The 26,265-nt window shown below is 73.7% G+C and carries 22 protein-coding genes; 8 read left to right on the top strand and 14 right to left on the bottom strand.

Going from position 1 to position 26,265, the window contains the following annotated elements; all coding sequences use genetic code 11:
- Entirely contained in the window at positions 1-1,620 is a 1,620-nt protein-coding gene (locus tag IH45_RS0115035; RefSeq protein WP_234440552.1) for an FAD-dependent monooxygenase, read from the bottom strand.
- 92 nt (positions 1,621-1,712) lie between these two features.
- Here IH45_RS0115035 and IH45_RS0115040 point away from each other — a divergent pair, with 92 nt between their 5' ends.
- The 3 genes from IH45_RS0115040 (at position 1,713) to IH45_RS0115050 (ending at position 3,766) form a co-directional block, all read left to right on the top strand.
- The gene (locus tag IH45_RS0115040; RefSeq protein ID WP_030667150.1) at positions 1,713-2,156 is read left to right on the top strand and encodes a helix-turn-helix domain-containing protein; all 444 of its coding nucleotides are present in this window, start codon (positions 1,713-1,715) and stop codon (positions 2,154-2,156) included.
- 82 nt (positions 2,157-2,238) lie between these two features.
- Positions 2,239-2,820, top strand: coding sequence for a TetR/AcrR family transcriptional regulator (locus tag IH45_RS0115045; RefSeq protein ID WP_030667152.1), 582 nt, complete (start codon positions 2,239-2,241; stop codon positions 2,818-2,820).
- Positions 2,821-2,989: 169 nt separating this feature from the next.
- Positions 2,990-3,766, top strand: coding sequence for an SDR family NAD(P)-dependent oxidoreductase (locus IH45_RS0115050; protein ID WP_030667155.1), 777 nt, complete (start codon positions 2,990-2,992; stop codon positions 3,764-3,766).
- Here IH45_RS0115050 and IH45_RS0115055 read toward each other — a convergent pair.
- The 8 genes from IH45_RS0115055 to IH45_RS1000000151015 form a co-directional block, all read right to left on the bottom strand.
- A complete protein-coding gene (locus IH45_RS0115055; RefSeq protein ID WP_032917510.1) occupies positions 3,694-5,097 on the bottom strand; it encodes an amino acid permease in 1,404 nt (467 codons plus the stop codon). The two genes, IH45_RS0115050 and IH45_RS0115055, sit on opposite strands and share 73 nt — an antisense overlap.
- Before the next feature lie 86 nt (positions 5,098-5,183).
- A complete protein-coding gene (locus tag IH45_RS0115060) occupies positions 5,184-7,304 on the bottom strand; it encodes a phage holin family protein (RefSeq protein WP_030667159.1) in 2,121 nt (706 codons plus the stop codon).
- A 153-nt stretch (positions 7,305-7,457) separates the two neighbouring features.
- The gene (locus tag IH45_RS0115065) at positions 7,458-8,612 is read right to left on the bottom strand and encodes an LLM class flavin-dependent oxidoreductase (protein ID WP_030667161.1); all 1,155 of its coding nucleotides are present in this window, start codon (positions 8,610-8,612) and stop codon (positions 7,458-7,460) included.
- 39 nt (positions 8,613-8,651) lie between these two features.
- On the bottom strand, positions 8,652-9,869 hold the full coding sequence (locus tag IH45_RS0115070; protein ID WP_050514866.1) for an SfnB family sulfur acquisition oxidoreductase: 1,218 nt from the start codon (positions 9,867-9,869) through the stop codon (positions 8,652-8,654).
- 18 nt (positions 9,870-9,887) lie between these two features.
- Positions 9,888-10,442, bottom strand: a complete 555-nt coding sequence (gene ssuE / locus IH45_RS0115075; protein ID WP_030667165.1) for an NADPH-dependent FMN reductase — start codon at positions 10,440-10,442, stop codon at positions 9,888-9,890.
- Between the two features lie 39 nt (positions 10,443-10,481).
- Positions 10,482-11,699, bottom strand: a complete 1,218-nt coding sequence (locus tag IH45_RS0115080) for an acyl-CoA dehydrogenase family protein (protein WP_030667167.1) — start codon at positions 11,697-11,699, stop codon at positions 10,482-10,484.
- A gap of 50 nt (positions 11,700-11,749) precedes the next feature.
- Positions 11,750-12,886 (bottom strand): dimethylsulfone monooxygenase SfnG, encoded by a 1,137-nt coding sequence (gene sfnG, locus IH45_RS0115085; protein ID WP_030667169.1) that lies wholly within the window; start codon positions 12,884-12,886, stop codon positions 11,750-11,752.
- 223 nt (positions 12,887-13,109) lie between these two features.
- On the bottom strand, positions 13,110-13,196 hold the full coding sequence (locus tag IH45_RS1000000151015) for a putative leader peptide (protein ID WP_351860154.1): 87 nt from the start codon (positions 13,194-13,196) through the stop codon (positions 13,110-13,112).
- Positions 13,197-13,416: 220 nt separating this feature from the next.
- Between IH45_RS1000000151015 and IH45_RS0115090 the strand changes: the two genes are divergently transcribed.
- From IH45_RS0115090 to IH45_RS0115100, 3 genes are all read left to right on the top strand, one after another.
- Positions 13,417-14,340 (top strand): LysR family transcriptional regulator, encoded by a 924-nt coding sequence (locus tag IH45_RS0115090; RefSeq protein WP_032917512.1) that lies wholly within the window; start codon positions 13,417-13,419, stop codon positions 14,338-14,340.
- 88 nt (positions 14,341-14,428) lie between these two features.
- A complete protein-coding gene (locus IH45_RS0115095) occupies positions 14,429-15,238 on the top strand; it encodes an MBL fold metallo-hydrolase (protein ID WP_030667173.1) in 810 nt (269 codons plus the stop codon).
- A complete protein-coding gene (locus IH45_RS0115100) occupies positions 15,235-15,855 on the top strand; it encodes a DedA family protein (protein WP_030667175.1) in 621 nt (206 codons plus the stop codon). Before IH45_RS0115095 ends, IH45_RS0115100 begins: the two co-directional genes overlap by 4 nt.
- Before the next feature lie 97 nt (positions 15,856-15,952).
- Here IH45_RS0115100 and IH45_RS0115105 read toward each other — a convergent pair whose 3' ends face one another.
- The 3 genes from IH45_RS0115105 to IH45_RS0115115 form a co-directional block, all read right to left on the bottom strand.
- On the bottom strand, positions 15,953-17,062 hold the full coding sequence (locus tag IH45_RS0115105) for an MBL fold metallo-hydrolase (protein WP_030667177.1): 1,110 nt from the start codon (positions 17,060-17,062) through the stop codon (positions 15,953-15,955).
- Positions 17,063-17,179: 117 nt separating this feature from the next.
- Entirely contained in the window at positions 17,180-18,394 is a 1,215-nt protein-coding gene (locus IH45_RS0115110; RefSeq protein WP_030667179.1) for an aminotransferase class I/II-fold pyridoxal phosphate-dependent enzyme, read from the bottom strand.
- Between the two features lie 155 nt (positions 18,395-18,549).
- Positions 18,550-19,356, bottom strand: a complete 807-nt coding sequence (locus IH45_RS0115115; protein WP_030667181.1) for an ANTAR domain-containing response regulator — start codon at positions 19,354-19,356, stop codon at positions 18,550-18,552.
- Between the two features lie 178 nt (positions 19,357-19,534).
- On the opposite strand from IH45_RS0115115, the gene IH45_RS1000000149910 reads away from it, so the two are divergent.
- Positions 19,535-20,875, top strand: a complete 1,341-nt coding sequence (locus IH45_RS1000000149910; protein WP_030667183.1) for a PAS domain-containing protein — start codon at positions 19,535-19,537, stop codon at positions 20,873-20,875.
- A 10-nt stretch (positions 20,876-20,885) separates the two neighbouring features.
- Here IH45_RS1000000149910 and IH45_RS0115125 read toward each other — a convergent pair whose 3' ends face one another.
- The gene (locus tag IH45_RS0115125; RefSeq protein ID WP_030667185.1) at positions 20,886-21,650 is read right to left on the bottom strand and encodes an SDR family oxidoreductase; all 765 of its coding nucleotides are present in this window, start codon (positions 21,648-21,650) and stop codon (positions 20,886-20,888) included.
- A gap of 398 nt (positions 21,651-22,048) precedes the next feature.
- On the opposite strand from IH45_RS0115125, the gene IH45_RS1000000149915 reads away from it, so the two are divergent.
- A complete protein-coding gene (locus IH45_RS1000000149915; protein ID WP_050514867.1) occupies positions 22,049-25,072 on the top strand; it encodes an eCIS core domain-containing protein in 3,024 nt (1,007 codons plus the stop codon).
- 76 nt (positions 25,073-25,148) lie between these two features.
- On the opposite strand, the gene IH45_RS0115135 is transcribed toward IH45_RS1000000149915, so the two are convergent.
- Positions 25,149-26,009 (bottom strand): SigB/SigF/SigG family RNA polymerase sigma factor, encoded by an 861-nt coding sequence (locus tag IH45_RS0115135; RefSeq protein ID WP_030667189.1) that lies wholly within the window; start codon positions 26,007-26,009, stop codon positions 25,149-25,151.
- Positions 26,010-26,265 lie beyond the last annotated feature (256 nt).

Genomic DNA, 26,265 nt, shown 5'->3' on the forward strand with positions numbered 1-26,265 from the left:
TCACCGGCCGAGCAGTGCCGCCAGCGTCCGCTTGACGGTGGTGCCCGGGTCGGCCGCGGGGCCGTCCGCACGCCAGGCCACGAAGTGGTCGGGACGGATGAGCGCGGCTCCGTCGGTGGCGAGGCCCGGCAGGGTGCCGGCCGGGACCCGGTGCGCGGTCAGGGTGATGCCGAAGGCGGCGGCGGCCTCCGTGGCTGCCGGGAGCCAGGGGGCGCCCTGCGGTCCGGCGATCAGGGCCCAGTCCGCGCCGACGAGGTCGAGGGTGGAGGTCCGGCCGTCCTCGGCGGGTTCGAGCATGCGGTGCGGGAGCCGGTGGCCCGGGTGTACGTGGTCGGAGAGGGTGTCCGGGACGGGCCCGCGGGCTCCGTCGGGCGGGACGATGCCCCCGGAGGGGTACGCGTAGCGCATCATCGCCCGTACGTAGTCCCGCGCCGCCCGCGCGTACAGCTCGTTCGGGTCGCCGCCGCCGAGGGTCCGGTAGCCCTGGTGCATGCCGCGCGAGAGGGCGAGGGAGGCGCGTACCGCGGCGCGGCGCTCCGGCTCGTAGGTATCCAGCAGCCGTTCCCCGGCCTGTCCGCGCAGGACCGCGGCGAGTTTCCAGGCGAGGTTGTGGCCGTCCTGGATGCCGGTGTTCATCCCGAGGCCGCCGGCCGAACTCTGTACGTGTGCGGAGTCCCCGGCGAGGAAGACCCGGCCGTCCCGGAAGGCCGAGGCCGCGCCGATGGCCGCTTCCCAGGCGTTCACCGCCACCAGGTCGATGGGCAGGTCCGGGTCGCCGATGGCGGCCCGCAGCAGGGCCAGGGCGCGGTCCGTGGGCAGGGGCGCGATGCCGTCCGTGTCGTCGGGGCGGCCCGGGTAGTCCATGAGGTGGGAGACCCACTGGTCGCGGCCGTTCATGGCGAAGACCGTCGCGTAGAGGCCCGCGTTCCGTACGAAACACATGAGGTCGCGTCGGCCGTCCGCGGCGGCCGGGAGGTCGGCGCGGTAGAAGGCGGTGTGCAGCCGGGCGACCACCTCGCGGCCGGGCACGGTGATGCCGAGCAGGCGCCGCACGGTGCTGTGCGCGCCGTCGGCACCGATCACGTAGTCCGCGGTGATGTCGTACTCCTCGCCGCTGCCGGTGTCGGCGAGCCGCACCCGTACGCCGTCCGCGTCCTGTTCGAGGGCGGTCACGCCGAGGCCGGACCGCGCGTCACCGCCGCGCCGCAGCAGTTCGTCCAGCGCCAGCCGCTGTACCTGGAGGTGGTTGAGCACCATCCGGCTGTCGACCGGGCTACAGGTCCGCAGCCAGCGCGCGTACGGCTCGGGCGGGGCCACCTGCTGCCGTGCGGTGCCCAGCGCGCTGTCCTTGAACACCGCCTGGAACGGCTCGGCCCCGTACCAGCCCGTCCGCTCGACGGCGTCCCCCAGGCCCGCCGACCGGAGCAGTTCCAGGGTGCGGATGCTGCTCATCGCCCGCGGCGGGCCGGTGAGCGGGTCCCGCTTGTCCACGACGAGCGCGGGCACGCCCCACCGTGCCAGGAACATCGCGGTGACCAGGCCGACCGGTCCGCCTCCGGCCACCAGCACCGGCACCGTACGGGGGAGCGGCCGCCCCGCCCCCGATTCACGTATGCGCACAGCACACCGTCCTTTCCCCCCGGCCCGGTCCGTCGCCGGGCCCGATCCGCCCAGCCTGGACGCTCAAGTCGGCTTGAGCGCAAGATGGGACCGTGCTGCCCGGCGACGAGGACGACCAGCTGTATCCGATCAGCGAAGTGGCCCGCTGCTTCGGCCTGTCGGTGGCCACGCTGCGGTACTACGACGAGCTGGGGCTGCTGCCGCCCGCCGGGCGCCGCGGGAACGTACGGCACTACGGCCGCCGGGAATTGCGGCGGCTGGCGCTGATCCAGCATCTGCACCACGGCGGCATGCTGAGCCTCGCGGACACCGCCGCGGCACTCGGCGAGCGCGGCCCGGACGGGGTGCTGCGACCGCCGGGGCGGGCGGTGCTGACCGGCACCATCCAGCTGATCGAGGAGCGCATGGCGGACCTCCGGGCCGCGCAGCAGCGCCTCGCCCACCTGCTGACCTGCCCGACGGACGATCCGGTACGGGAGTGCTCCCAGCTGCGCGCGGAGCTGGACCGGAATGTGACGGAGGCGCTGGGGCGCTGACGGGGCGTCATGACGCGATGACGTGTCCGCCGATTGTCCGCTGATTATTGACCGGTCAGTCTCGAAAGCCTAGGGTTCCCTCATGGCACGGACCAAGGCATTCGATCCGGACGCCGCGCTCCAGGCAGCCCTCGAACTGTTCTGGCGGCGCGGTTACGAAGCGACGTCGATGACCGACCTCGTCGACCACCTCGGCATCGCCCGCGCCAGCATCTACGCGACCTTCGGCAGCAAGCACGACCTCTACCTCAAGGCCCTGGAGCGCTACAGCCGGCTCTCGGACCCGGGACTCATCGAGGAGCTGTCGCAACCGGGGCCCGCACTGCCCGCCGTACGGGCGCTGGTGCGCCGGTTCGCGGAGGAGGCCGCCTGCGACGACCTGGGGCGCGGCTGCTTCGTGACGAACACGGCGGCCGAGCTGGCCGCGCACGACCGGCACGCCGCCCGGCAGGTCGAGGCGAGCTGGACCGTACTGGAAACGGCGCTGACCTCGGCGCTGACACGGGCGCGGGCGCAGGGCGAGCTGCCCGCCGACCGCGATCCGCGGGGGCTGGCCCGGATGCTGCTCGTCCTGATGCAGGGGCTGCGCCTGATGGGCAAGCCGGGCCAGGAACCGGGGCGGCTCCGCGACGCGGCGGAGCAGGCGCTGACGCTGCTGGACTGAGGACACGGGCGGGGCCGGCCGGAGGTGAGCCTCCGGGCTGCCGCACGCCCTTATTCGAGACCGCTCGTTCTCGATAGATAGTGCCTGCGGGCGCCGTACGCGGACGAGTACGAGCACGACAACGGACATGACCATGAACACGCACACACCCGGAGAAGGGAACACTCCCATGAACACCGCCCCCACCCCCGCACGCTTCGCCGGAAAGACGGTTCTGGTCACCGGCGGCGGCACCGGTATCGGCCGGGCGGTCGCCCTCGCGTTCGCGGGCGAGGGCGCGAACGTCATGGTCGCCGGGCGTACCGAGGAGACGCTGAAGGAGACGGTGGCGCTGGTGGAGGCCGCGGGCGGCCGGGCGGCGGCCGTCACCGGCGACGTGACCCGCGGCGCGGACGTGGCCGCGCTGGTCGAGGAGACCGTGCGCCGCTTCGGCGGGCTCGACGTGGCCGTCAACAACGTCGGTGTGTTCGTGCCCCCGGCGCCCACCGCGGACATCCCCGAGGAGGACTGGCGGCGCGCCCTGGACACCAACCTCACCGGCACGTTCCTGTCGATGAAGCACGAGATCGCCCATATGCGGGCGCACGGCGGCGGTGCGATCGTGAACATCGCGTCCAACCTGGGCGCCTCGCTGCGCCGCCCCGGGATCAGCGCGTACGTCGCGGCCAAGGCGGCGGTGAGCGCCCTGACCCGGAACGCCGCGCTGGACCACGTCAAGGACGGCATACGCATCAACGCGGTCTCGCCCGGCAAGGTCGACACGGCCATGTCGACGCTGCCGGGCGAGACCGCGGAGCAGAAGGCCGAGCGGATGCGGCGCGAGGTGCCCGCGGGGCGCTCGGCCGCGACCGCCGAGATCGCGGCGGCGGTGCTCTACCTGTCGTCCGAGGAGGCGGCGTTCACCGTGGGCGCCGAGCTGGTGGTGGACGGCGGCGTCACGGCCTGATCCTCTCCGGCCGCCCGGGCGCGGACCGTGCGGCGGGCGGACATCCAGGCGTACACGAGGATGCCCGCGAACAGGAACAGCACGCCCTGGTAGATGGCCGCGTATCCGGCGCCGGCGACCAGCCAGAAGGTGAAGCCGAAGGCGACCACGGCGAGCACCATGTCGCGTGCGAAGCGGGCCGGGCGGACCTGGTCGCGCCGGCCGGTGAGCAGGAAGTAGATCTGGGCGCCGGCGGCGAGCAGGTACGGCACGGTCGCGGAGAACGTCGTGATCAGTACCAGGATCTCGAAGACACCGCCCGCGCCGATCACGTAGTTGATCACGGTCAGGGCGGTGGCCAGCACCGAGGCGGCCAGCACGCCGAAGGTCGGCACACCGCGCTGCTTCTTCAGGAAGGCGGCCGGGAACAGGCCGTCCTTGGCGGCGGCGTACGGCGACTGGGCGCTCATCAGCGTCCAGCCGTTCAGCGCGCCGACGATGGAGATGACCGCGGCGACGGCGATGACGGTGCCGCCCCACTGCCCGCCGAACATGGCGTTGACCGCGTCGGAGAACGGCGCCTTGGAGGCCACCAGCTTGTCGTGCGCGACGGTGCCGAAGACCGAGACCGTGCCGAGCAGGTAGACGACGGCGGCGCCGATGGTGCCGAGGACGGTGGCGCGGCCCACGTTGCGCTCCGGGTCGCGCACCTCGCCCGCGCTCATCGCGGCGGACTCCACGCCGACGTAGCTGTAGAGCAGGATGGCCGCCGCGGCCGACATACCGCCGATCGCGCTGCCGCCGCCCTCGTGGAACGAGCCGAGCTTGTCCGGGTCGAAGAAGAACAGCCCGACGACCGCGATGAACAGCAGCGGGACGAACTTCAGGACCGTGGAGACCAGCTGGACGGCGCCCACGTAGCGGGTTCCGGCGAAGTTGGAGAGCGCGGGGAGCCAGAGCGCGACCAGCGCCACCACCAGGTCCGTGCCCTTGGAGTCGTGGCCGGGGAACAGTACGTGGACGTAGCCGACGGCGGCGACGGCGAGGGCCGCGTTGCTCACCCAGGTCATGGTCCAGTACGACCAGGCCGACAGGAAGCCGGCGAAGTCGCCGAACGCCTCGCGGGCGTAGACGTACGGGCCGCCGGTGTCCGGGTGGCGCTCGGCCAGCCGCCCGAAGACCAGGGCCAGCGCGATGGCGCCGACGGTCAGGACGCCGAAGGCGACCAGGCTCACGGTGCCGAAGGGCGCCACCGAGGCGGGCAGCAGGAAGATACCGCCGCCGATGATGTTGCCCATCACTAGGCAGGTTGCGGTCCCCAGACCGAAACGGCGGGTGTGCCGGTCGTGCATGGCAGGGTGGGCCTCTCGTCGTGCTGTGCGGGCCCGGAGTTGCCGGGCGACTGCATATGGTCTTCGACCTGCGACGTTGCTCAAAATCAGCGGGTATTGTCCCGCACGGCACCGTCGGCCGGCGGAAATACTTCGGACCCGGGGCCTTCCGGCCGCAGTTCGTCCGCCGGACCCCCGAGGGGTATCTCCGGCCCGTCGACCTCGCGCAGCCAGCGCCGCAGGATCGTGTGGAGCTGCTCCGCCCCGGCCGGCTCCCGCCCGTCGGCGGCCGGCGGGGACAGCTCGGCGGGCCACAGCAGGAAGGGGCGGCTCTGCTCGCCGCCCAGGCCGCCGTGCGAGCCGATCTGCTCCTCGAAGGCGTGCACCGTGCCCGTCCGCGGGTCGCAGGCGGAGTTGACCATGATGTCGGCGGCGTGCGGGAAGCCGTCCGTGCGGCGCACGGTCTCCGCGGCGCCCGGGCCGAACCCGGCCAGCGGGTCGCGGCCCACGACCCGGCCGGTGCCGAGGTGGTGCTCGGCGCCGGCCGGCCCGAGCACCACGGCGCCGTGCGCGGCGGAGCGTACGAGCAGGAAGCCGACGCCGGGGTGGTTGGCGAGGGTGGGCAGCAGCGCCGGGTGGCGGCGGTCGATCTCCTCGCGCGTCACCCGCCCGGGCAGATCGGGGAAGGACACCAGGCCGAGGTTCCCCGAGGCCAGGACGACGGGGTCGGAGGGGCCGCAGCCGTCCCTGCCCTCCGGGCGGTGCAGTGCGGCGCGGGCCGCCTCGCGCGCCTCCGCCCCGCTCGCGGTCCGCCCGGCGCGCCGGGACACCGGCAGGCCGCAGCCCGCCCGCACCAGGTCCTCCAGGCCGAGTCCGTAGGTCTCCAGGAAGGTCGGGCCGGGGCTCTGGCCGTGGTCGGAGAGCAGCACGATGCGGTAGCGGCGGGGGGCGTACTGCGCGGCGTCGGCGATCAGGCCGACGGCGCGGTCCAGTCGGCGCAGCACCTGGCGGGTGTCCCGGTGCCGGGGACCGGAGTGGTGCGCGACCTCGTCGTACGCGACCAGGTCGGCGTAGACGGCCGTACGGCCCGCGAGCAGGTCGCCGATCACGGCGGCGACCACGACATCGCGCTCGACGACGGTCGCGAAGGCCCGGATGAACGGGTAGAGGCCGCCGCGCTTCACCCGCGGGCGCTCCCCGCGGAACCGGGACCGCAGGGACTGGCCCGCCTCGCGGACGACCTCGGCGGCGAAGGAGACGGCCGTGCGGGTCGCGTTGGCCGGGTCGGAGAAGTACGCGAAATAGCCGGCGCGGGAGCGGTTGTGCCGGCCGCGGCGGGCGGCCACCGACATCACGAGCGCGAGCTGGTCGGCGCCGCCGCTGAAGAGGTTGCCGCGGCTCGCGCCGTCGAAGCTCAGCAGTCCGGCGTCGCCGGTGCGGGCCACGGCGCGGCGCTGGAGCTCGGCCGCGCCGCTGGGCCGGTTGCTGACGACCAGCCGGCCGGTCTCCTTTTCGTACCACCGGAACGCGGGCAGGTCGTGGTTGGTGCCGTGCAGGAGGGCGAGCTGGCTGGCGCCGGTCTGGCTGGACCAGTCCGTACGCCACGGGGTCAGCCGGTGGGTGGAGCCGAGCCAGCCGGCGACCGTCCCCATCAGGGGCCGCCCGCCGCTCGTGGCCTCGCGCAGCACGTCGTGGCCCAGGCCGTCGAGCTGGAGGAAGACCGTGCCGGGCGCTATGGGGCCGACGTCGCCGGGGGCGCCGCGGCGGCGGCCGTGCCGGCGCCCGGCCAGCCGCACCAGGCGTCTTCGGTACGCCTCGTCGTCGCGCACCGCGAGGAAGGTGGAAGTGGCGGAGGAGGTCGCGGACATCACGGCGGCGACGATCACCGCCGTCTCGGGCGCGGCCTGGCCGCCCTCGGGGATCAGGCCGAGGGCGACCAGCAGCAGGGAGCCGTTCAGGAAGAAGACCAGCAGCCCGAGGACGAGGGCCGGCACCAGCAGCAGGGCCCGGACGAGCAGCGGCCACACCAGGGCGCTGAGCAGGCCGAAGGCGCCGGCGCCTAGCGCGGCGGTCAGGAACGTCCGGGTGAGGCTCTCACCGCTCGCGGACTGGAGGCGGAAGTCGGGGAGCAGGGCGGCGAGCACGAGCAGCGTCAGCGAGGACACCGCCCAGACCGCGGTCACCCGCAGCAGGGCGCCGCCCGCCGTCCGCCACCGGGCCCTTCGCATCCGCGCCCACCTCGCTCCCGCCGTCCGTCACGCTCGGACATCCCACCGGGCATCACGCCTACAGCGTGTCACAGCCCACTGACAGTCCGGCCGGGCGGCGGGCCCGGCCGGGCGACAGGGCGGGGCGCCCGTGTCCCACGGCTTCCGGCCCGGTCAGCCGCGCCCCGCGAACGGCACCTGCGCCTCGGCCGCCTCCGACGGTCCCCCCTCCCCCGGCCACCGCCACAGCCCCGCCTCCGCCAGGCGCGGCAGCACGCCCTCCCCGAACCAGTACGCCTCCTCGACGTGCGGATGCCCGGAAAGGACGAATTCCTCGATGCCGAGCCGGTGGTACTCGGCGATCCGCTCGGCCACCTCGGCGTGGCTGCCGACCAGGGCGGTGCCCGCGCCGCCCCGTACCAGCCCGATCCCTGCCCAGAGGTTGGGCGCGACCTCCAGCCCGTCCGTGCTGCCGCCGTGCAGCGCCAGCATCCGTCGCTGCCCCTCCGACTCGCTGCGCGCCAGCCCCTCCTGTACGGCGCGCACCGTCTCCGGCGAGAATCCCGCCAGCAGGCGGCGTGCCTCGGCCCACGCGTCGTCGGCGGTGTCCCGGGTGATCACGTGCAGCCGGATGCCGAAGCGCACCGTGCGCCCGGCGTCGGCGGCCGGCTTCCGTATCCAGGTGATCTTCTCGGCCACCTGCTCGGGCGGTTCGCCCCAGGTCAGGTACACATCGCTGAAGCGGGCGGCGACCTCGCCCGCCGCCGCTGAGGACCCGCCGAAGTAGACCGGCGGTACGGGGTCGGGGACGCGGGCCAGCCGTGCCTGTTCGACGCGCAGGTGCTCCCCGTCGAAGTCGACCGTCCTCCCCTGCCACAGGTCCCGCACGATGCTCAGGAATTCGCCGGTGCGCGCGTAGCGCGCGTCCTTGTCGAGGAAGTCGCCGTACGCGCGCTGCTCGTGGCTCTCGCCTCCGGTGACGACGTTCAGGAGCAGCCGCCCCGGAGCGTGCCGCTGGAAGGTGGCCGCCATCTGGGCGGCGAGGGTGGGCGCGATGACGCCGGGCCGGAAGGCGACCAGGAATTTCAGGCGCTCGGTCTCCCGGGCGAGCATCGCCGTGGTGAGCCAGGCGTCCTCGCACCAGGCGCCGGTCGGGGTCAGCGCGCCCTCGAAGCCGAGTTGTTCGGCGGCGCGGGCGATCTGGGTGAGGTAGCCGAGGGTGGCGGGGCGCTGGCCGCCCGCCGCGCCGGCGGGCAGGCCGTGGCCGCCGCCGACGACGTGCCGGCTGTCGCCATACGTCGGCAGGAACCAGTGGAAGGTGAGGCTCACGAGGTCTCCGGAAACAAAGGCGGAACAGTGAAAAGGGGATCAGAGGAGGCCGTGCCGGGGCGGCCGGGTGCCGTTGAGGACGTACCGGCCGAGGTGCTGGACCTTCCAGCGCGCCGGGTCGTGCAGCGTGTGGGTTCGCGCGTCGCGCCAGTACCGGTGCAGGTTGAGCCCGTCCAGAGCGGCCCGGGTACCGGCCACTTCGAACAGGGCGCTGCCCGTCTCCACCGCCGTCTCCCCCGCGTACGCCTTCGCCGCGGCGACCGCGATCGATGCCTCGGCGGCGGTGTCGTCGGTGAGGCGGCCGGTGGCGGCGTCCACGGCGCGGGCCGCGGCCTCCAGGAGGGCCTGCGCGGCCCGGACCCGCAGTTCCAGTTCGCCGAAGCGCTGCACGAGCAGCGGGTCCTCGGCCGCCGTCGTGAAGCCGCTCTCGAACCACGGCCGGCTCTGCGTACGGACGAACTCCGCCGCTTCGGTCAGCGCTCCGCGGGCGATGCCGGTGTCGATGGCGGTGTGCAGCAACTGGGCTATCGCACCGTGCAGTTGTGGTCCCTCGAAGGTGAGGTGGTGCGGGACGACGCGGTCGGCCGGTACGGCGACGGCTTCCAGCCGGACCGTGCCGCTGGCGGTGGTGCGCTGCCCCATGCCGTCCCAGTCGTCGACGACGGTGACGCCGGGCGCGTCGCGCGGTACGTACGCGACGTGCAGCTTGTCCCCGGTGCCGCGGGCCAGCACCGGAATCCAGTCGGCGAACAGGGCGCCCGTGGAGTAGTGCTTGGTCCCGGTCAGGACGTAGCCGTCCTCGGTGGGCTCCAGGCGGGTGCGGATGTCCTGGACGTGCCGGGTGCCCGCCTCGGACTGCGCGTTGCCGAAGCGGCGCCCGGCCAGCACCTCGCGGAAGAAGAACTCCCGCTGCCGGGAACTTCCCTGGGCACGCAGCACGTTGATGTACACGAAGTGGCTCTGCGGGATCTGCGCGAGGCTCGGGTCGGCTGTGGCGAGCAGCCGGAAGACCTCGGCCAGGGTCGCGGCCGTGACCTCGGCGCCGCCGTGGGCGCGCGGCACGGTGATCCCGAGCAGGCCGCCGGCCGAGAGCCGGTCGAGTTCGCGGCGCGGCAGCCGCCGCCGCGCGTCGCGTTCCGCCGCGCCGGGGCGGAAGGCGTCGGCCAGTTCGGCCGCGACGGCGCGTGCTTCGGCGTCGTCGGCGATGACGTGGGCCGTATCGGCCCGGGGCGTGTCGGGTGCGGCGGTGGTGGTCATGTGCGTACCCCTGCCGTCTCAGCTCGCGGCGGCGAGCAGCGGGGCGCGGCCGAGGGCGCCGGAGAACTGGTCGAGGACCTGGTGAAGGGCTTCGGCGGTGCCCTGCTCGATGCCGAGCGTGCCGTCTTCGCGCACGTCGAGCTGCCGGTCCAGGACGAACCAGCCCTGGACGATGTGCGCGGCGCCCATGGAGGAGAGCACCGGCCGCAGCGCGTAGTCGATGGCCAGGACGTGGGCGGTGGTGCCGCCGGTGGCCAGCGGCAGCACGGTCTTGCCCGCCAGCGCGTACTGGGGCAGCAGATCGAGCAGCGACTTGAGGAGCCCCGAGTAGGCGGCCTTGTAGACCGGCGTGCCGATGACCACGCCGTCGGCCTGCGCGAACAGCTCGGTGGCGGCGACGATGTCGGGGTGCTGGAAGTCGGCGCCGAGCAGCGCGCCGGCGGACAGCGTACGGACGTCGAGTTCGACGACGCGGTGGCCTTCGGCGGTGAGCCGGGCGTCCAGGTGGCGCAGCAGGCGAGCGGTGCGGGAGGTGGCGGAGGGGCTTCCGGAGACGGACAGGACGGTGGGCATGGCGGTCACCTCGGGTGTCGGCGAGAGCGAGAAGGGCGGTCAGGAGTACCAAGTGGGCGTGGGAAGTTCGCCGGTGAGGACGTGGCGGCCGACTTCCCGCCTCTTGTACGCCACCGGGTCATGAAGGGTGTGCGTCCGTACGTTGCGCCAGAAGCGGTCCAGGCCCTCGGCGGTCGCGGTGGAGCGGGCGCCGGTGGCCTCGAAGATCCGGCTGGTGACCTCCAGGGCCACGTCGGTGGCGTGCGCCTTGGCCGCGGCGACCCGTACCTCGAACTCGCCGCGGTCCCGCTCGGTCACCGCGTCGGGATCGTCGTGCAGCCGCCGGCCCTCTTCGGCCACCAGGTCGGCGAACGCCTGGGCCGCCCACAGGCGGGTGGTCAGGTCGCCGTAGATGTCGATGATGTACGGCTCGTCCACGGCCCGGTCGTGGCCGCCGTGCAGCCAGGGGCGGGTGGTGTTGCGGGTGTAGCCCGCCGCCGTCTCCAGGGCGCCCGCGGCGATCCCCAGGTAGAGGTTGACGAACACCAGCTGGATGGTGGGCACGTTGAGGGTGTTGTAGACGCGCGGCCGGAAGGTCTTGTCGACATAGCCCGCCGCGCTCCCCCAGTCCACGCGGACGTTGTCGAGGGTCACGCCGCCGCTCTCGGTGAGCCGCTGGCCGATGTTGTCCCAGTCGTCGTGGAAGGTCAGTCCCTCGCTGTCGGAGGGCACGATGGCGAAGACATGATCGTCGGTGCCCTCCAGGACGCCTTCGAGCACGGTGACGTCGGAGACCTTGCTCCCGGTGGAGAAGGACTTGCGGCCGCTGAAGGCCAGCGTGTCGCCCTCGTCCCGTACGACCACGTCGGCGTCGCGCGGGTTGACGGCGCCGCCGAAGAACCACCGGTTGCGCGCGGCCTCGGCCTCGACGTGCTCCCACTGCTCGCGGGTGCCGACCAGGCGGGCCGCCCAGTTCCACAGGTAGTGGTAGCCGAGCAGCTGGGCGATCGAGCCGTCGGCCTTGGCGACTTCGCGTACGACCTGGTAGGCGGTGGTCCAGCGCTGTCCGCCGCCTCCGTGTGCGGCCGGGCCGAGCAGGGTGACCAGGCCGGAATCCTTCAGGAGTTGAATTTCGGCGTACGGGGTGGCGCCTGCCCGGTCTCGGGCGGCGGCGTCGGTGGCGAGGATCGCGGCGACCTCGGCGGCGCGGGCGGTCCATTCATCCGCGTCGGTGGGGGCGGGCCGGGACTGCCAGGTGGTGGGGGCCACGGCGCTCATAAGGCTCTCCTTCGTATGTCGGTGGTGGCGGAGCGGGTACGGGGGGCCGGTCAGGCGACGACGGCAGCCGGGGGCCGCGGCCGCGCGTCCGGCTCCTGGGCCTCCAGCTCGCGTACGAGCGGCAGGACGCGCTTACCGAAGTACTCGACCTCCTCCAGGTAGTGCAGGAAGCCGAGCAGGAAGAGGTCCACGCCGAGGCGCTTGTAGGCGACGATGCGTTCGGCGATCTGTTCCGGAGTGCCGATCAGCCCCGTACGGAACCCGTCGTTGTACTGCACGAGGTCCTCGAACGACGAGTCCTGCCACATGCCCTTGCCGTCGGCGGTGGACCGGCCCGCCTGCCGCACGGCGTCCGAGAAGCCGTGTACGGCCTCGGTGTCCGCCTTGGCGACGATCTCCCGCAGCACCTCGCGGGCCTCCGCCTCGGTGTCGCGGGCGATCAGGAAGCCGTTCAGGCCGAAGCGGGGCGCGGGCCGTCCGGCCGCGGCGGCCGAGGCACGCACGTCGGTGAGCTGTTCGGTGACGCCGTCGAAGTCACTGCCGTTGCTGAAGTACCAGTCGGAGGCCCGGCCCGCCATGGCGCGCGCTGCGGTGGAGTTGCCGCCCTGGAAGATCTCCGGGTGCGGGCGCAGCGGGGAGGTGACCGGCTTGGGCTTGAGCGAGAAGTCGCGGATCCGGTAGAAGTCGCCGGCCAGCCGCGCGCGGTCCTCGGTCCAGATGCCGCGCAGCGCGGTGATGAACTCCTCGGCCCGCCGGTAGCGTTCGTCGTGCTCCAGCCAGGGCTCGCCGAGCGCGGTGAACTCGCCCTTGAACCAGCCGCTGACGACGTTGACCGCGAACCGGCCGCCGGACAGCTGGTCCGCGGTGGCACCGAGCTTGGCCAGGACGCCGGGGTGCCAGAGCCCGGGGTGGACGGCGGCGATGACCTTCAGACGCTCGGTGGCGAGCAGCAGCGCGAGGCTGAAGGAGGTGGACTCGTGCTGGTACTCGGCGCCGTAACCGGCCATGTAGCGGACCTGGGTGAGCGCGTAGTCGAAGCCGTTGCGCTCGGCCAGGACGGCGAGTTCGCGGTTGTAGTCGTAGCCCCAGTCGGTGCGCTGCTCGATGGTGCTGGTGACGAGGCCGCCGCTGACGTTGGGCACCCAGTAGGCGAAGCGCAGCGGGTCAAAGGCGGGCGGGACGGGCATCAGGTACTCCCGGTGGGTCTGGGTGGGCAGGGGGAATTGCGGCATCGGCCGGGACGCGCATTCCGTACGACTCGTAATCCGAAAATCAGCGAGCGGACACGGCGAACAGGAGACGCGGCGAACCGGCCATTCCAGATGGCATGACGGGGAAATCCGGAAGGTTCCGGAAAAAGATCAACCGGCTCGCCGGAATACCGCCGGAGAATCCGGACCGGTGGCGTCCTTACCGGCCGGCGCGCCGACACAGGGCGCTGGAGACCCGTACGAGGTCCACATGACGGCGCTGTGTGAGCTGCCCGAGCTTCTTCATCAACGCGTCACCTCCTCGCAACAATTCGGCGGTAGGGCCGCGGTCCGGCCGGTCGTTTCCCGCCACTTCCGGGAGTTTACCCAGGCTGCCGCCGCAGGTCGACAAGGCATCCGCGAGGTGGTGATAGGGTCCCCCTTCCACCGGGCCCCGAGCGGGGAATATCACCGGCCCCCGACCGGGGAATTCACCGGCGTCCGGCCATGCTTGGAGGCGGCTTGCCGTGCGAATAGAACAATTGGAATACCTGGCGGCGGTCACCCGGCTCGGGTCGCTGCGCCGGGCCGCCGAGGAGCTGCATCTGTCGCAGCCTGCGCTCAGCGAGACCGTCCGCAACCTGGAGCGGGAGCTGGGCGTGGGGCTGCTGGACCGCAAGCGGTCCGGGGCGAAGATCAGCGACGAGGGGCGGGAGCTGCTGCCGCACATCGCCGGAGTGCTGGAGGCGGTCGACCGGCTGCGCCGTGCGGCCGACGACCAGCACCAGGTCAGCCGGATGGTGCGGCTGGGCACGGTCAACGCGGCCACGGTCCCGCTGCTCGTCCCGGCCGTCCGGGAGTTCCGCGCCGCGCATCCGCTGACCCAGGTGGAGGTGGTCACCGCCCAGCAGGACACCATTCAGCAGGGTCTGACGGAGGGCGGGTTCGACCTCGGGCTGGTCAACTACCTGCGGGGCGACGACCTGCCGCCGGGCCTGCACACCACCGAGCTGCTGCGCGGGCGCCCGGTCGTGTGCGTGCGCCCGGACAGCCCGCTGGCGGCGCTGGAGTCGGTCACCGTCGCGGATCTGCTGGCCGAGCCGCTGATCGTGATGCGCTCGGGGTACGTCATGCACCGTTACGTCCACCGGCTGCTCCGGGGCCGTACACCGTCCTTCTCGTACTCGACCGACGGCGCGGAGATGGGCAAGCTGATGGTGGCCGAAGGACTCGGCGCCACCGTACTGCCCGACTACAGCGTGCTCGGCGACCCGCTGGAGCGCAGCGGGTCGATCACCTGCCGTCCGCTGGCGGACGACGCCACGGAGGTGCGCATGGTGATCCAGCGGCGCCGCGCCGGCTCGGTGCCCCGTGCGGCCCGCGACCTGCACGCGATCTTCGTCCGGCGCGCCGGGGAGCCGCCGCACCGGGGCACCCGGGCCGACGCGTGATGAGGCAGGATCGAAGAAAGGCGTACGGAGGAGGAGGTACGGCGCCGGGCGCCCCGCGCGACGGTTCCGTTCCGGTCGGGAGGTCGGTGTGGCGGTGGAGGTCACCTGGTGGGGGCACGCCACCGTCACGGTCGCCGATTCGGGCGTACGGATCCTGACCGACCCGCTGTTCGTCCGGCGCCTCGCGCACCTGCGGCGCCGCCGGGGCGCGCTCCCGCCGCCGGCCGCGGCCCGCGCCGACGCCGTCCTCGTCTCCCATCTGCACGCCGACCACCTGCACCCCGCCTCCCTGGCGCGCCTCGCGCCGGGCACGCGGCTGGTGGTGCCGTACGGGGCTGCCGCGGCGGTGCCGGGGCTGCGGCGGGTGGCGGCGGCCCGCGGACTGCCGGTCACCGAGGTGCGGCCCGGTGACACGGTGTCCGTACGCGCGTCCCGGAACGGCCACGGCCCCGCCGAGGTGACCGTCCGCGCTGTGCACGCGGCACACGACGGGCGCCGGCTGCCGTACGGGCCGCACCGGGTGCCCGCGCTCGGCTATGTGGTGCACGGCGCGGCGACAACGTACTTCGCGGGCGACACCGGGCTTTTCGACACGATGGCCGAGGAGGTCGGCGCCTGTGATGTGGCGCTGCTGCCGGTGGGCGGCTGGGGCCCGTTCCTGGGGCACGGGCATCTCGACGCGCGGCGGGCGGCCGAGGCGGCGGCCCGGCTCGGGCCGGTCAGCGCGGTCCCGGTGCACTACGGCACGTACTGGCCGATCGGCATGGACGCGGTGCGCCCCCACGAGTTCCACTCCCCCGGCGACGAGTTCGCGCGGCAGGCCGGGCTGCTGGCGCCGGAGGTGGCGGTGCACCGGCTGGCGCACGGCGAGTCCGTACGGCTGACGGGCGCGCGGTGATCGGCGGGCTGGCGGGCGGCCTGCCCGCCGAACCGGCACAGCAGGCGGTGGGCTATCCGTCGCTGTTCCTGCTGGTGGTGCTGGGTTCGCTGGTGCCGGTGATGCCGACCGGCGCGGTGGTCAGCTCGGCAGCGGTGGTGGCCTTTCACCAGGGCTCGCCATGGGCGCTGCTGTCGGTCCTCGGGGTGAGCGCCCTCGCCGCGTTCCTCGGCGACCTGGGGCTGTACTGGCTGGGCGGACGCGGCGTGCGCTCACGCAACGGTTCCCGCTGGCTGGACCGCCTGCGCGACCGCGCCGCGCCGGAGCGGCTGGCACAGGCGCAGGCCGGGCTGCGCGCGCACGGCGTGCTGGTGCTCGTGCTGTCCCGTCTGGTGCCGGCCGGGCGAGTGCCGGTGATGCTGGCGTGCCTGCTGGCACGGGTGCCGCTGCGCCGGTTCGCCCGCGGCGACCTGCCGGCCTGCCTGGCCTGGGCGGTGACGTACCAGCTCATCGGCGTGCTGGGCGGCTCCCTGTTCGGCGAGCCGTGGCAGGGCGTGGCCGCGGCGGTCGGGCTGGCGCTGCTGATCGGCGCGGCTCCCGCGGTGTGGCGGTGGCTGCGGCATGGGAAGGGCGGCTGAGCGGACGTACACGATCGGGCGTCATTCGGCGTCCGGGTCCCGCCGTACGAGGCCGGGCTTCACCCGTCCTCCGGATCCTGCCGTACGCGACCGGGCCTCACCCGGCCTGCGTCCCCTCCCCCGCCGCGCCCTCCAGGACCCGTGAGGCGCCCACCGCCAGGTCCCAGAGGTTCTCGCGCGGGCGCCCGGTGGCCTCCCAGGCGGCGCGGACGCGGCGTAGCGGTTCCAGGGGGGCCTCGGCGGAGAGGAGGAATGTGGACCAGTGCATGGGTGCCATCGCGCGGGCGCCCAGGTCCTGGCAGGCGCGGACCGCTTCCTCGGGGTCGGTGTGCACCGGGCGCAGCATCCAGCGCGGGTCGTAGGCGCCGATGGGCAGCAGCGCCAGGTCGATGTCCGGGTACCGGCCGCCGATCTCCTCGAACCAGTGGCCGTAGCCGGTGTCGCCCGCGAAGTACACCCGTCGCCCGTCCGGCGCGGTGAGCACCCAGCCGCCCCACAGGGAGCGGCAGGTGTCGGTCAGGGTGCGCTTGCTCCAGTGGTGGGCGGGCACGAAGTCGAAGCGGACCGGGCCCGCGGGGCCGGGCAGTTCGACGGCCTCCCACCAGTCCAGGTCGGTGACGTGGGTGAAGCGGCGCCGGCGGGCCCAGCGGGCGAGCCCGGCGGGCAGCAGGAGCGGGGTGTGCGGCGGCAGCAGTCTGAGGGTGGGCAGGTCGAGGTGGTCGTAGTGGTTGTGGCTGATGACGACCGCGTCGACGGGCGGCAGGTCCTGCCAGCGGACGCCGACCGGGGTGACGCGCGGCGGGGTGCCCAGGATCTTGCGGGACCACACGGGGTCGGTGAGCACGGTCAGGCCGCCGACGCGCAGCACCCAGCTGGCGTGCCCCGCCCAGGTGACGGCGATGTCCCGGTGGTCGGCCTGCGGCATCGGGCCCGGTTCGAAGGGGAGTTCCGGGATGTCCAGGAGCGCCTGGGCGGAGGGCCGCAGCTTGCCCTCGCGGGCGATGCGGGCCAGCGCGCGGACGCCGGGCAGCGGCGCGGTGAGCCGGTCGGTGAAGTCGCGGGGCCACTGCCGGACCTCGCGCAGCGGGCGGACCGCCGGGGCCGCGGCGCCGGCCGCCTGCGGGTCGGCGGGGTGCGGGCCGGCCGGGTGCGGGGCGTCGGTGGTCGGGAGAGGCTCGGTGAGGGAACGTTCGGTCTGTTCGGTCATCGAGAGGCTCCATTCGGTGGGCGTGACCGGTCGTGGTGCCGGTCGCGGGCGAGAGCCGGGGCGGCCGGGAAGGCGGGGCCGAAAGGGGCGTACGGGCGGTACGCGGCGGGCCCGGCGCTACGAGGGGCCGGTGTCCGTGAGCGACGCGAGCGTGGCGGACAGTGCGCTCAACGCCTCGGCCACGTGCGGGAGTTGCAGGGGGTCGGGGGCGTCGAGGACCTGCTGCCGCCGTCCGGCGTCCGGCCCGAGCAGCGCGTCGGTGCTCAGCCGTACGCGCAGCGCCCGGTGGTCGTCGCCGAAGCGGTGCCCGCCGCGCGCCGCCCAGGGCGCGAGCGCGGCTTCCAGCTCGGCCGGTCCGGTGACGCCCTTGCCGGCCAGCACGGGGCGCAGCGGGTCGAAGTCGGCGTACAGGTGGCTGCCCGCGTGCGGGGGGCGGCAGACGGCGCCGCACACGGTGAGGGCGTGGTGGAGTGCTCCGGCGAGCGTGCCGTGCACCCGGGCCGCGGCGGCGGTACGGGCGCGTACGGCCTCCGGCTCGGCGAGCGCCCGGGTGACGGCGGAGGCGACCGGCCCGGCCACCGGGATGCGCAGCGCCGCCAGCCGCTCCAGTGTCGCGGCGCGCAGCCGGGCGGCGCGCCCGTTGTCCGGGAACCGGGCCAGCGCGGCGGGCCAGGAGGCCGGCGCCAGGGTGGCCCGCAGGTCGGTCAGGACGACGACGTCGTCCGGCAGCATCTCGGCCGGGCTCAGGACGACCGTGTCGTGCGGGTCGTGCAGCAGGTCGCGGCCGGTCTCGTCGCTGACGATCCACAGCCCGTCCGCCGCGGCCGCCTCGCACACCTCGTGCACCAGCTCGGGCGGCGGGCAGGTGCCGCTGGGGTCGTCGGCGACGGAGACCAGCAGGACCCGCGGTTCGTCACCGGCCGGCCGGGCCCGGCGTACGGCTTCCAGGAGCGCGAACGCGTCCGGTACGCCGCCGGATTCGGCCGGTACGGGGATGCGGTGCACCTGTCTGCCGAGCAGCCCGGCGCCCGGCGCGTACCACTCGGCGCAGGGACGCGGCAGCAGCACGTCACCGCCGGCCGCGGCGAGCAGGGCGAGGAGCAGGGCGGGCGCGCCCGGCGCGGCGAGCACCCGCTCCGGCGCGGTCGCCAGGCCCCGGCGCGCCCAGTAGTCGCAGGCGGCGGCGCGCAGCGCCCGGGAGCCGCCGGGCGGCTCCGGTTCCGTACGGTCCGCGGCGGCGGTGAGGTGCGCGGCGAGTTCCGGGAGGACCGGCAGCCCCGCCGGCGGATCCGGCTCCGGGGCCGGATCCGGATCCAGGGCCGTCCGCTGCATCCGTACCTCCACACTCCACGGCAGGTCGATCGTGGGCCCATCACATGAGTGCGGGCCCCGACCACCTTTGCAGATCGCGGGGGCCGGGAGGCGGGGCGACACGTCACCGGTCGGCTGAGAGCCGGTGCGCGGGCGGGGTACGGAGGAAGTGCGGGCTACCGTTCGTGGCCGATGTCCGGTGCGGCGGTACGGCCGGGCCCCGCCCCGTTGCGCGCGGCCTGGGCGCGGCCGGCGTCCCGGGGCCGGTCGCCCAGGCACCGCAGCTCCGCCTCCAGCCCGTGTCCGCGGGTGCGGACCAGGGCGCCGGCGAGGTCGGACAGTTTGCGGTTGGTGCGCTGCGACAGGCGGCGCAGCGTGTCGAAGGCGGTGTCCGGGCCGCACCCCAGCACGTACATGAGGATGCCGCATGCCTGGTCGACCACCGGCCGGGTGCGCAGGGCGGTGTCGAGCTGGTCCACCTCGGCGAGGGCTTCCCGGTAGCGGCGCTCCCGGGCCAGTCCGGTGGCGGCCAGCTCACCGAGCACGTCCGTGGCCGTACAGCCCTTCTCGACCTTCAGGCCGGGGCGGAAGCCGTAGACGGTGATGGTGAGGGTGATGCCGCCCCGGCGGTACGGGAGGGTGGCGCTGGAGCGTACCCCGGCCTGCAGCGCCTCGGCGCGGTACTCGGGCCAGCGGCGCTCGTGCAGCAGGTCGTCGGCGCCGGTGGCCCGGCCGCTGTCCAGGGCCGTGGGGATGGGCCCTTCGCCGGACTCCCACTGGACACTGACCAGGGCGGACAAATCGGGGTGGGTCACCGCGGTGGGGGCTTCGGCGGTGTCCTCGTCGGTGCTCACCGTGGCGGCGGCACCGCAGCTGTCGGGGGTGCACCAGGCGGCCTGCTCGGCGAGGTGCGCGAGGCTCCGGGCGGGCGCGCCCTCGTCGAGGTCGGACGCCCCGGTCGCGAAGAGGGTGCGGATCGGCATGGTTGCGTCCACTGTTCGGTCAGTCCCTTCGGGTCCGTGGGCCGCAACAGGTCGGCTGCCCGGTGTGGGCGGGCGAAAACGCCTCAATCCCGTCGAGTTCCGGTGCCGGGGCCGTGGTGTCCGGACGGCTTGGTCCCTGCGGGGTACGGTCCGGGGGCGCACCGGCTAGCGTGAGGGCATGGCCGAGGTCGAGCGCGTGACGGCGGAACTCACCGATTTCCGCAGACGGGTCGACGAACTGCGCGCCGCCCGCGCCCTGCCCTCCACCGAGCGGCTGTCCGTCCTGGACGCCGCTCTCCTGGAGCTCCAGCACGTGGTCGACGTGATCCTGCCGCGCCTGGAGCAGGTCCTGCCCGCGGAGCGGGACAACGGCGCCCGGCGCGCCGCCGACGAACAGCAGCTGCTGCGGGCACTGTTCCAGCGGATGCCGTACGCGGTCGCGCTGCTGGGCCCGGACACGGTGATACGGCGGCTGAACTTCGCCGGCACGCGGCTGTTCGGTATGCGCGCCGGCTATGCGGCGGGCCGCCCGGTGACCGCCTCGCTCGCCCCCGAGGGGCGGGCCGCGTTCCGCTCCCAGGTCGCGGCGGTCTCCCGCAACGAGGGCGACCGCAGCCTGGTGGTGCGGCTGCTGCCGCCGCCGGACGGGGCGCGGCGGGAGGGCGAGTCGCTGCGCGCGACGATGACGGCGTTACGGCCCCGTGGTGAGACGGGCACCTCCGTGCTCACGGTCTTCCTCACCGGCCCGGAGGCGCTGGCGGCGGACCGGGGCGGCCGTGCCGGGCGCGACGGCACCGGCCGCACGGGGATGCCGCCCGGCCTGGCGGAGCTGACCCGCACCACGGAACTGATGGACCTCCTGGACGACATGACCATGACGCTCCTGGAGGCGCCGCGGGACCCCATCGCGATACTGGACCGGGCCTGCCGGGTGCTGCGCGGCCGGTTCGCCGACTGGGTGACGGCCGATCTGGTGACCCGCGGCGGCGGCCCGTTGGTGCGGGTGGCGGCGTACGGGGGCGCGGGTCCGGACGCTCCGTACGACGGGGCCGACGCATACGACGCGTACGACGACGAGGACGAGGCCGCTGACGAGGCGGCTGATGAGGCCCCGGCACCGGACGCTCCGGCGGACCGGCACGGCGCCGCGTCCCCGTCCGGCCGGCCGGACGCGCCCGCCGCCCAGGACCCGTACGGCACGGACGCCTTGCAGGCCACCCTGGCCTCCCAGCTGCCCGGCGACTGCCCGGTCGTCGTCGAGGCGGCCCGTGCGGGCAACGCCCATCTCCAGGTGCGCCCGGAGGACCTGGGCGCGTTCGGCCACGACGCGGACGGGGTGCCGGTCCTCGCCCGCGCCGGGGTGACCTCGCTGCTGTGCGTACCGCTGCGGGCGCGGTCGGGGCCGGTGCGCGGCGTGCTGACACTGCTGCGCACGGGCGGGCGGCGGGCCTTCAGCATGGCCGAGGCGGGCACCGTCGACCGGATGGCCCGCCACCTGGGGCGGGCGCTGCGCCCCTGACCGGGGCGGTTCAGCGGGTGGTGTAGCCGCCGTTGAGGAAGATCGTCTGGCCGTTGGCCCACCAGCCGTCGGTCAGCAGGTGCCGCACCCACGGCACGATGTCCTCGATCTTGGTGAGATCGCCGTCCATCGCCGAGGACTTGTGGAACGCGATGGAGTCCTCGTCCTCCGCCGGGTAGAAGAACGGGGTGTCCATCGGCCCGGGCGCCAGGGTGTTGACGGAGATGTTCCGGCCGAACAGCTCCTTGGACAGGGCGCGGGTGAAGTGCTCGACCGGCGCCTTGCTGCCGGCGTAGACGGAGTACAGGCCGGTGTACGCGGCGAGCAGGGACGTGACGATCGTGATGATCTTGCCGCCGTCCTCGATGCGGCGGGCCGCCTCGCGCATGACGAAGAACGCGGCCTTGGAGTTGACCGCGAACATCCGGTCGTACTCCTCCTCCGTGATCTGCGTGAGCGGCTTCTTCAGCACCATGCCCGCCGTGTTGACGCTGTGGTCGAGCCTGCCGAACCGGCTGACGACCTCGTCGAGGGCCCGCTCCACCTCCGGTACGCGGGTCAGGTCGGCCTGCAGGGCGAACGCCTCGCCGGGCCCTGCGTTGATCCGCTCGACGACGTCCTCCGCCTGCGCCCGGGAGGAGTCGCTGTTGTAGTGCACCGCCACCCGGGCGCCCTCGGCGCCGAGCGTGGTGCTGATGAGAGCGCCGAGGTTGCGGGACGCGCCTCCGACGAAGGCGACCTTGCCGTCGAGCGTCGTGTCCGGGGTGTTGCCCATCACCGTCTCCTTGCACGTGTGCGACGCGGTACGGTCCCGGGCGCGCCACCGCCCGGCGACGGCTCCCGGACTGCGTACCCTCGCCGGCATCCTGGAGAGATCTTGAACGGCCCGGCCGCTCCCGCAACGGTCCGCCCGCGGATTCACCCGAACGCCGTGGGCCGGAGGGGGCGGCCCCGGACGTATCAGCGGCATCCCGGGCATGCAGCCGGCACGCGGGGCCCGCGGACATGCCCCCGGAAGTGCCCGGGAAGTCCTGTCCGCCCTTCGGTGCGGCGGATACAACGGCGGCGAGGGGTACGGGCCGTGACCCGGGACCGGGATGCCGCCGGGTCACGCGGGGCCGTTTCGGGTGCGTGGTACCGGCCCGCTGCCGACCGGACCGGAAGGGGAACGCCATGCACGCTCACGAGGAGCGGCCCGGCAAGGAGGCCGGGGCCCCGGGGCCGGGCGCGCGCCGGACGCCGTCCGCACCCCGGGGCCCGGGCCGCGGGCCGATGGGACCGGAGCGGGCCCACGCGCTCCAGGGCCTGGTCGGCAACCGTGTGGTCGCGCGCCTGATCAAGGAGGAGCGGCACGTCCACGGCGCCGGCTGCGGGCACGGCGAAGCGGGCGGCGCGCAGGGCGAAGTGGCGGGCAGCGACCCGAACGGCCTGGCCACGCTGCTCGACGCCGCCATGGCCTCCCGGAGCAAGCAGCTCCCCGATCCGATCCGTGCGGAGGCGGAGGACTTCTACCAGACCAACCTGTCGCCGACGCGCCTGCACGACGACGTGGTCGCCCAGCGTGCCACCGCGGCGATGGGGGCCGAGGCGATGACGATCGGCCACCACATCTTCCTCTCGCCGCAGGCGGCACGGGACAAGGAGCTGATCGGCCACGAGCTGAGCCATGTGCGCGACAACCTCGCCGGGGTACCGGAGACGGGCACGGCCAACAGCGCGGGCATTCCCGTCACGGACCCGCGGCAGGGCTCCGAGCGGGGGGCGGCGACCAACGGGGCGGCGTTCAAGGCGGGCTTGAGCAGGGCGCCGTTCTCCGGAGGCGGCGGCCGGGCACCGGCCCGGCCCGCCGGGAGCGCGGACGGCGGGGGCCCGGGGACGTTCGCACAGCGGGCGGTGGCCCGTACGGGCGGCCTGGTCGTGGCCCGCGCGAAGAACGACAAGAGTTCCGGGAGCAAGAGCTCCGGGAGCGGCGGGGACGGCCAGGAGAAAGCCGCGCCGGGCCGCCCGTATCCCAGCCGCGCGGCGATCTCCGCCATGATCGATGAGCAGGTCAAGCTCTGCACCTGCAAGCAGAACAGGAAGCAGTGGGGCCGGGTCACCAAGGAAGTGGTGATCCGCTTCGACCGCGACTACGCGGAGGACCGCCCGGGCCAGAGCCTGCGGCACCTCGCCCGCCGGATGCTTGAGGCCGTGGTGCACGCGGAGCACAGGGAGCGGGAGGGCACCGCGGAGCAGGCGGGGAAGGGCAAGGACAAGGCCACGCCGTCGGAGGAGGCGGAAGGGAAGAAGGCCGCGAAACCGGTCGTGGAGCAGGAGATCCAGGCGATGCTGGTCAACGGCCACCTGGTCTTCGCCAGCAATTACAACCGGTCCGTGCAGCGGCTCCGCACCCTGCTCCAGGAACTGGGTGGCGGAACGACCAAAAACGGGGACCTGTACGGCGACGGTCTCCGGACGCTGATGCGAAAGGACTTCGGCGACCAGGAGTACGCGTCGAGCGACGAGGAGACCGGGAGCGAATCGGACTCCGAGACCGAGACCGAGACCGAGACCGACAGGTCGCAGAAGAGCAAGGGCAAGCGACAGGCGGCGGTACGCGCCGGCAGGAGCGGGAAACGGCACAAGGCCGACCGGGAACCGGAAGCCGGCCCGGCGACGGGGGCCAGAGCGGCGAAGGTCCTGGAGCGGCAGCGACGGAACCGCCAGGCCCTGCTGAAGGTCCGGGAGGGATTCACGCCGCGGACGCAGGCCATGGAGCCGGTGGATCCGGACGCGATGGACGTGGACGGGGCTCCGGAGACCGGCGCGTTCCAGCGGGACAACGCCACGTTGCAGGCCCTGCGGGAGACCTCGCACATCCGCCTGGTCGACGTCTCCAACGAGAAGGCGCAGAGCCCCGGCTACCGCGACTACCTGGCTTCGCTGCTCGCACCGGGCGGGCAGTTCGCGGGATACGCCTACCTGGTGCACAACGGTGACGGAGCGAAGAAGGTCCACGCCGAGCAGACGCTTCTGCAGATGCTCCAGAACGCGGGATTCAACCGGGACACTCCCCACGACATCATCCACATTCGCGGCACGAAGCGGCCGTGCCGCGCCTGTCTCGCGCTGCTGCGCTACTTCCAGGAGCTCGTCGGGCTGAACATGGAATTCAACCGAAGGGAAAACCACTACTACAAGGAGGCCCTCGACACCGGCGTCAAGAACCTCGGCGGGCACGACGGGGCGGGAAACCGACAGCTCGACGCCCACCTGTCCCAGAGCATGGCGGACCGGAACCGCCCCATGTACGAAACGGCCCCCGGGCACACGGTTCCCGCGCCCGAGGGGAACGGCCTCCAGGCACCGGCGCGCGGAGTGGGAGGCGGCATGGAGCAGCGGTACCGGCTCCGGGTGAGGAAGGTGGCCGAGGACGGCGAGACCACGGTGGCGTTCCCGCACGACAGCGAGCTCCAAGGCGCGGACACCGCGTCCGAGAGCGAGGTCGAGGACGGCGACACGACGATGACGGACGCGGTGCCGTTCACCAGGCCGCTCAGGCACGGCAACACGCCCGGCCCCGCGGCGCCGACCTCCGAGGAGAACAGAAAGGAGATCCGGGAGGCGCGGGCCAGGGCGCGCGAGGAGCAGGTGGCGGCGGTGGAGTCCCGGCTGCGTGCGGCGGCGGGGGAGGATTTCTGGAAGGTGATCGAGGCCCGTACGGACCCCAATCGCCACCTGGGGTTCTTCCCCGACGCGTTGCAGGAGGCGGTACGGAAGATGGTCAAGGAGGAACTCGTACCGGCACAATCGGTCGCGGACAGCCTCCGCATCTCCACGGTGACGCTGCACAACCGGCTGAAGAAGCCCGCCGGCGGCGCCGCGAACAAGCTCCGCTCCCCCATCGACAGGGTCCCGCAGGCGGCAGCGCGGCTGGAAGCGGCCCTGCCCGATGATCTCCGCAACAAGCGGGACGCCCTGGCGGCGGAGAACGCCGACCATCCGGAGGCGAAGCCCAAGAGATTCGGATCGTCGATCGAGGCGAGCTTCACTCCCGAATTCGATGATTTCCTCTACGAGATGATGAACCTCTGGGAGAACCGGGTGTCCCCCAACTCGATCGCGGACAAGCTGCTGATCCCGACGAATTCCTTCAAGACGCGGCATCAGCCCCGGATCGAGCGGGGATACGCATCCCGGCACCCGGAAGCGGACTAGAACCCTCCCCTCATCTCACCGCCCGCCCGGCGGGCCGGGGCCCTTTCGACGGGCCCCGGCGGCGGAAGGGCGGGGCCTAGGCCGCCCGTCCCCCCACCTGGTCGCACAGGCGGGTGCAGGTGCGGTTGATGAGGCGGGAGACGTGCATCTGGGAGATGCCGAGGCGGTCGGCGATGCGGCTCTGTGTCATGTCGCAGAAGAACCGCAGGTAGAGGATCTGACGCTCGCGTTCGGGGAGCATCCGCAGCTTGGGGCGGATCGCCTCGCGGTCGACGACGAGGTCGAAGCCGGGCTCCGGGCCGCCGAGGGTGTCGACGAGGGCGTACCCGTCGTCAGCACCCGGCAGTTCGGCGTCCAGGGAGAGCGTCGAATAGCTCTCCAGCGCCTCCATGCCGATCAGCACCTCCTCCAGCGTCATGCCGGTGTGCCGGGCGATGTCCCGGGCCGGGGGGCGGTGGTCGTCGGGTGCGTGGGTGAGTTCGAGCGTGGCCGTGCGGACGCGGTTGCGCAGTTCCTGGACGCGGCGGGGCACGTGCAGGCCCCACATGTGGTCGCGGAAGTGCCGCTTGACCTCGCCGACGATGGTCGGCACGGCGAAGCTCTCGAAGGCGCAGCCGCGGTCCGGGTCGTACCGGTCCACGGCCTTGACCAGGCCGAGCGAGGCGACCTGCGTCAGATCCTCGGTGGTCTCGCCGCGGTTGCGGAACTGCCGGGCGAGGCGTTCGGCCATCGGGATCCAGGCGCAGACGATGCTCTGGCGCAGCGCGTCCCGTTCCGGCCCGTCGGGCAGCGCCATCAGCCTGCGGAAGTCGGCACCGGTGTCCGGGGCGTCGTCGTGGGGGTGCTTGTTCTGGGGGGTGCGCCGCGCGCCGCCCGGGCACTCGGCGGGCCGGCCGCGCGAGGCGCCCTGGCGTAGGGGTGTGCGTACAGAGGGCATGGTCTCGGCTCCCTGATCGGTGGACGGGGGTCCTCCGTGGGAGCACGGCCGGAAACGGCACGCTCGCAGAGCGATTTCGCTCCCACGGGCGTGCCTCCGGTCCGAAGCACACCGATCGCGTGCCCGGAGCCGGTGCCGGTAAACGCTCCGGGCGCCGAATCCACCGGGTCGGGCGCCCGGTCCGGAGGTTTCCGGCCCCGGGGCCCGGTAACCCGTGCGGGACGGCCGCTGACGCCCGGTCATGGTCCGACCGCCC

It is taken from the genome of Streptomyces rimosus subsp. rimosus, from assembly GCF_000720725.1.
GTDB classification, from domain to species: Bacteria; Actinomycetota; Actinomycetes; order Streptomycetales; family Streptomycetaceae; genus Streptomyces; species Streptomyces rimosus_A.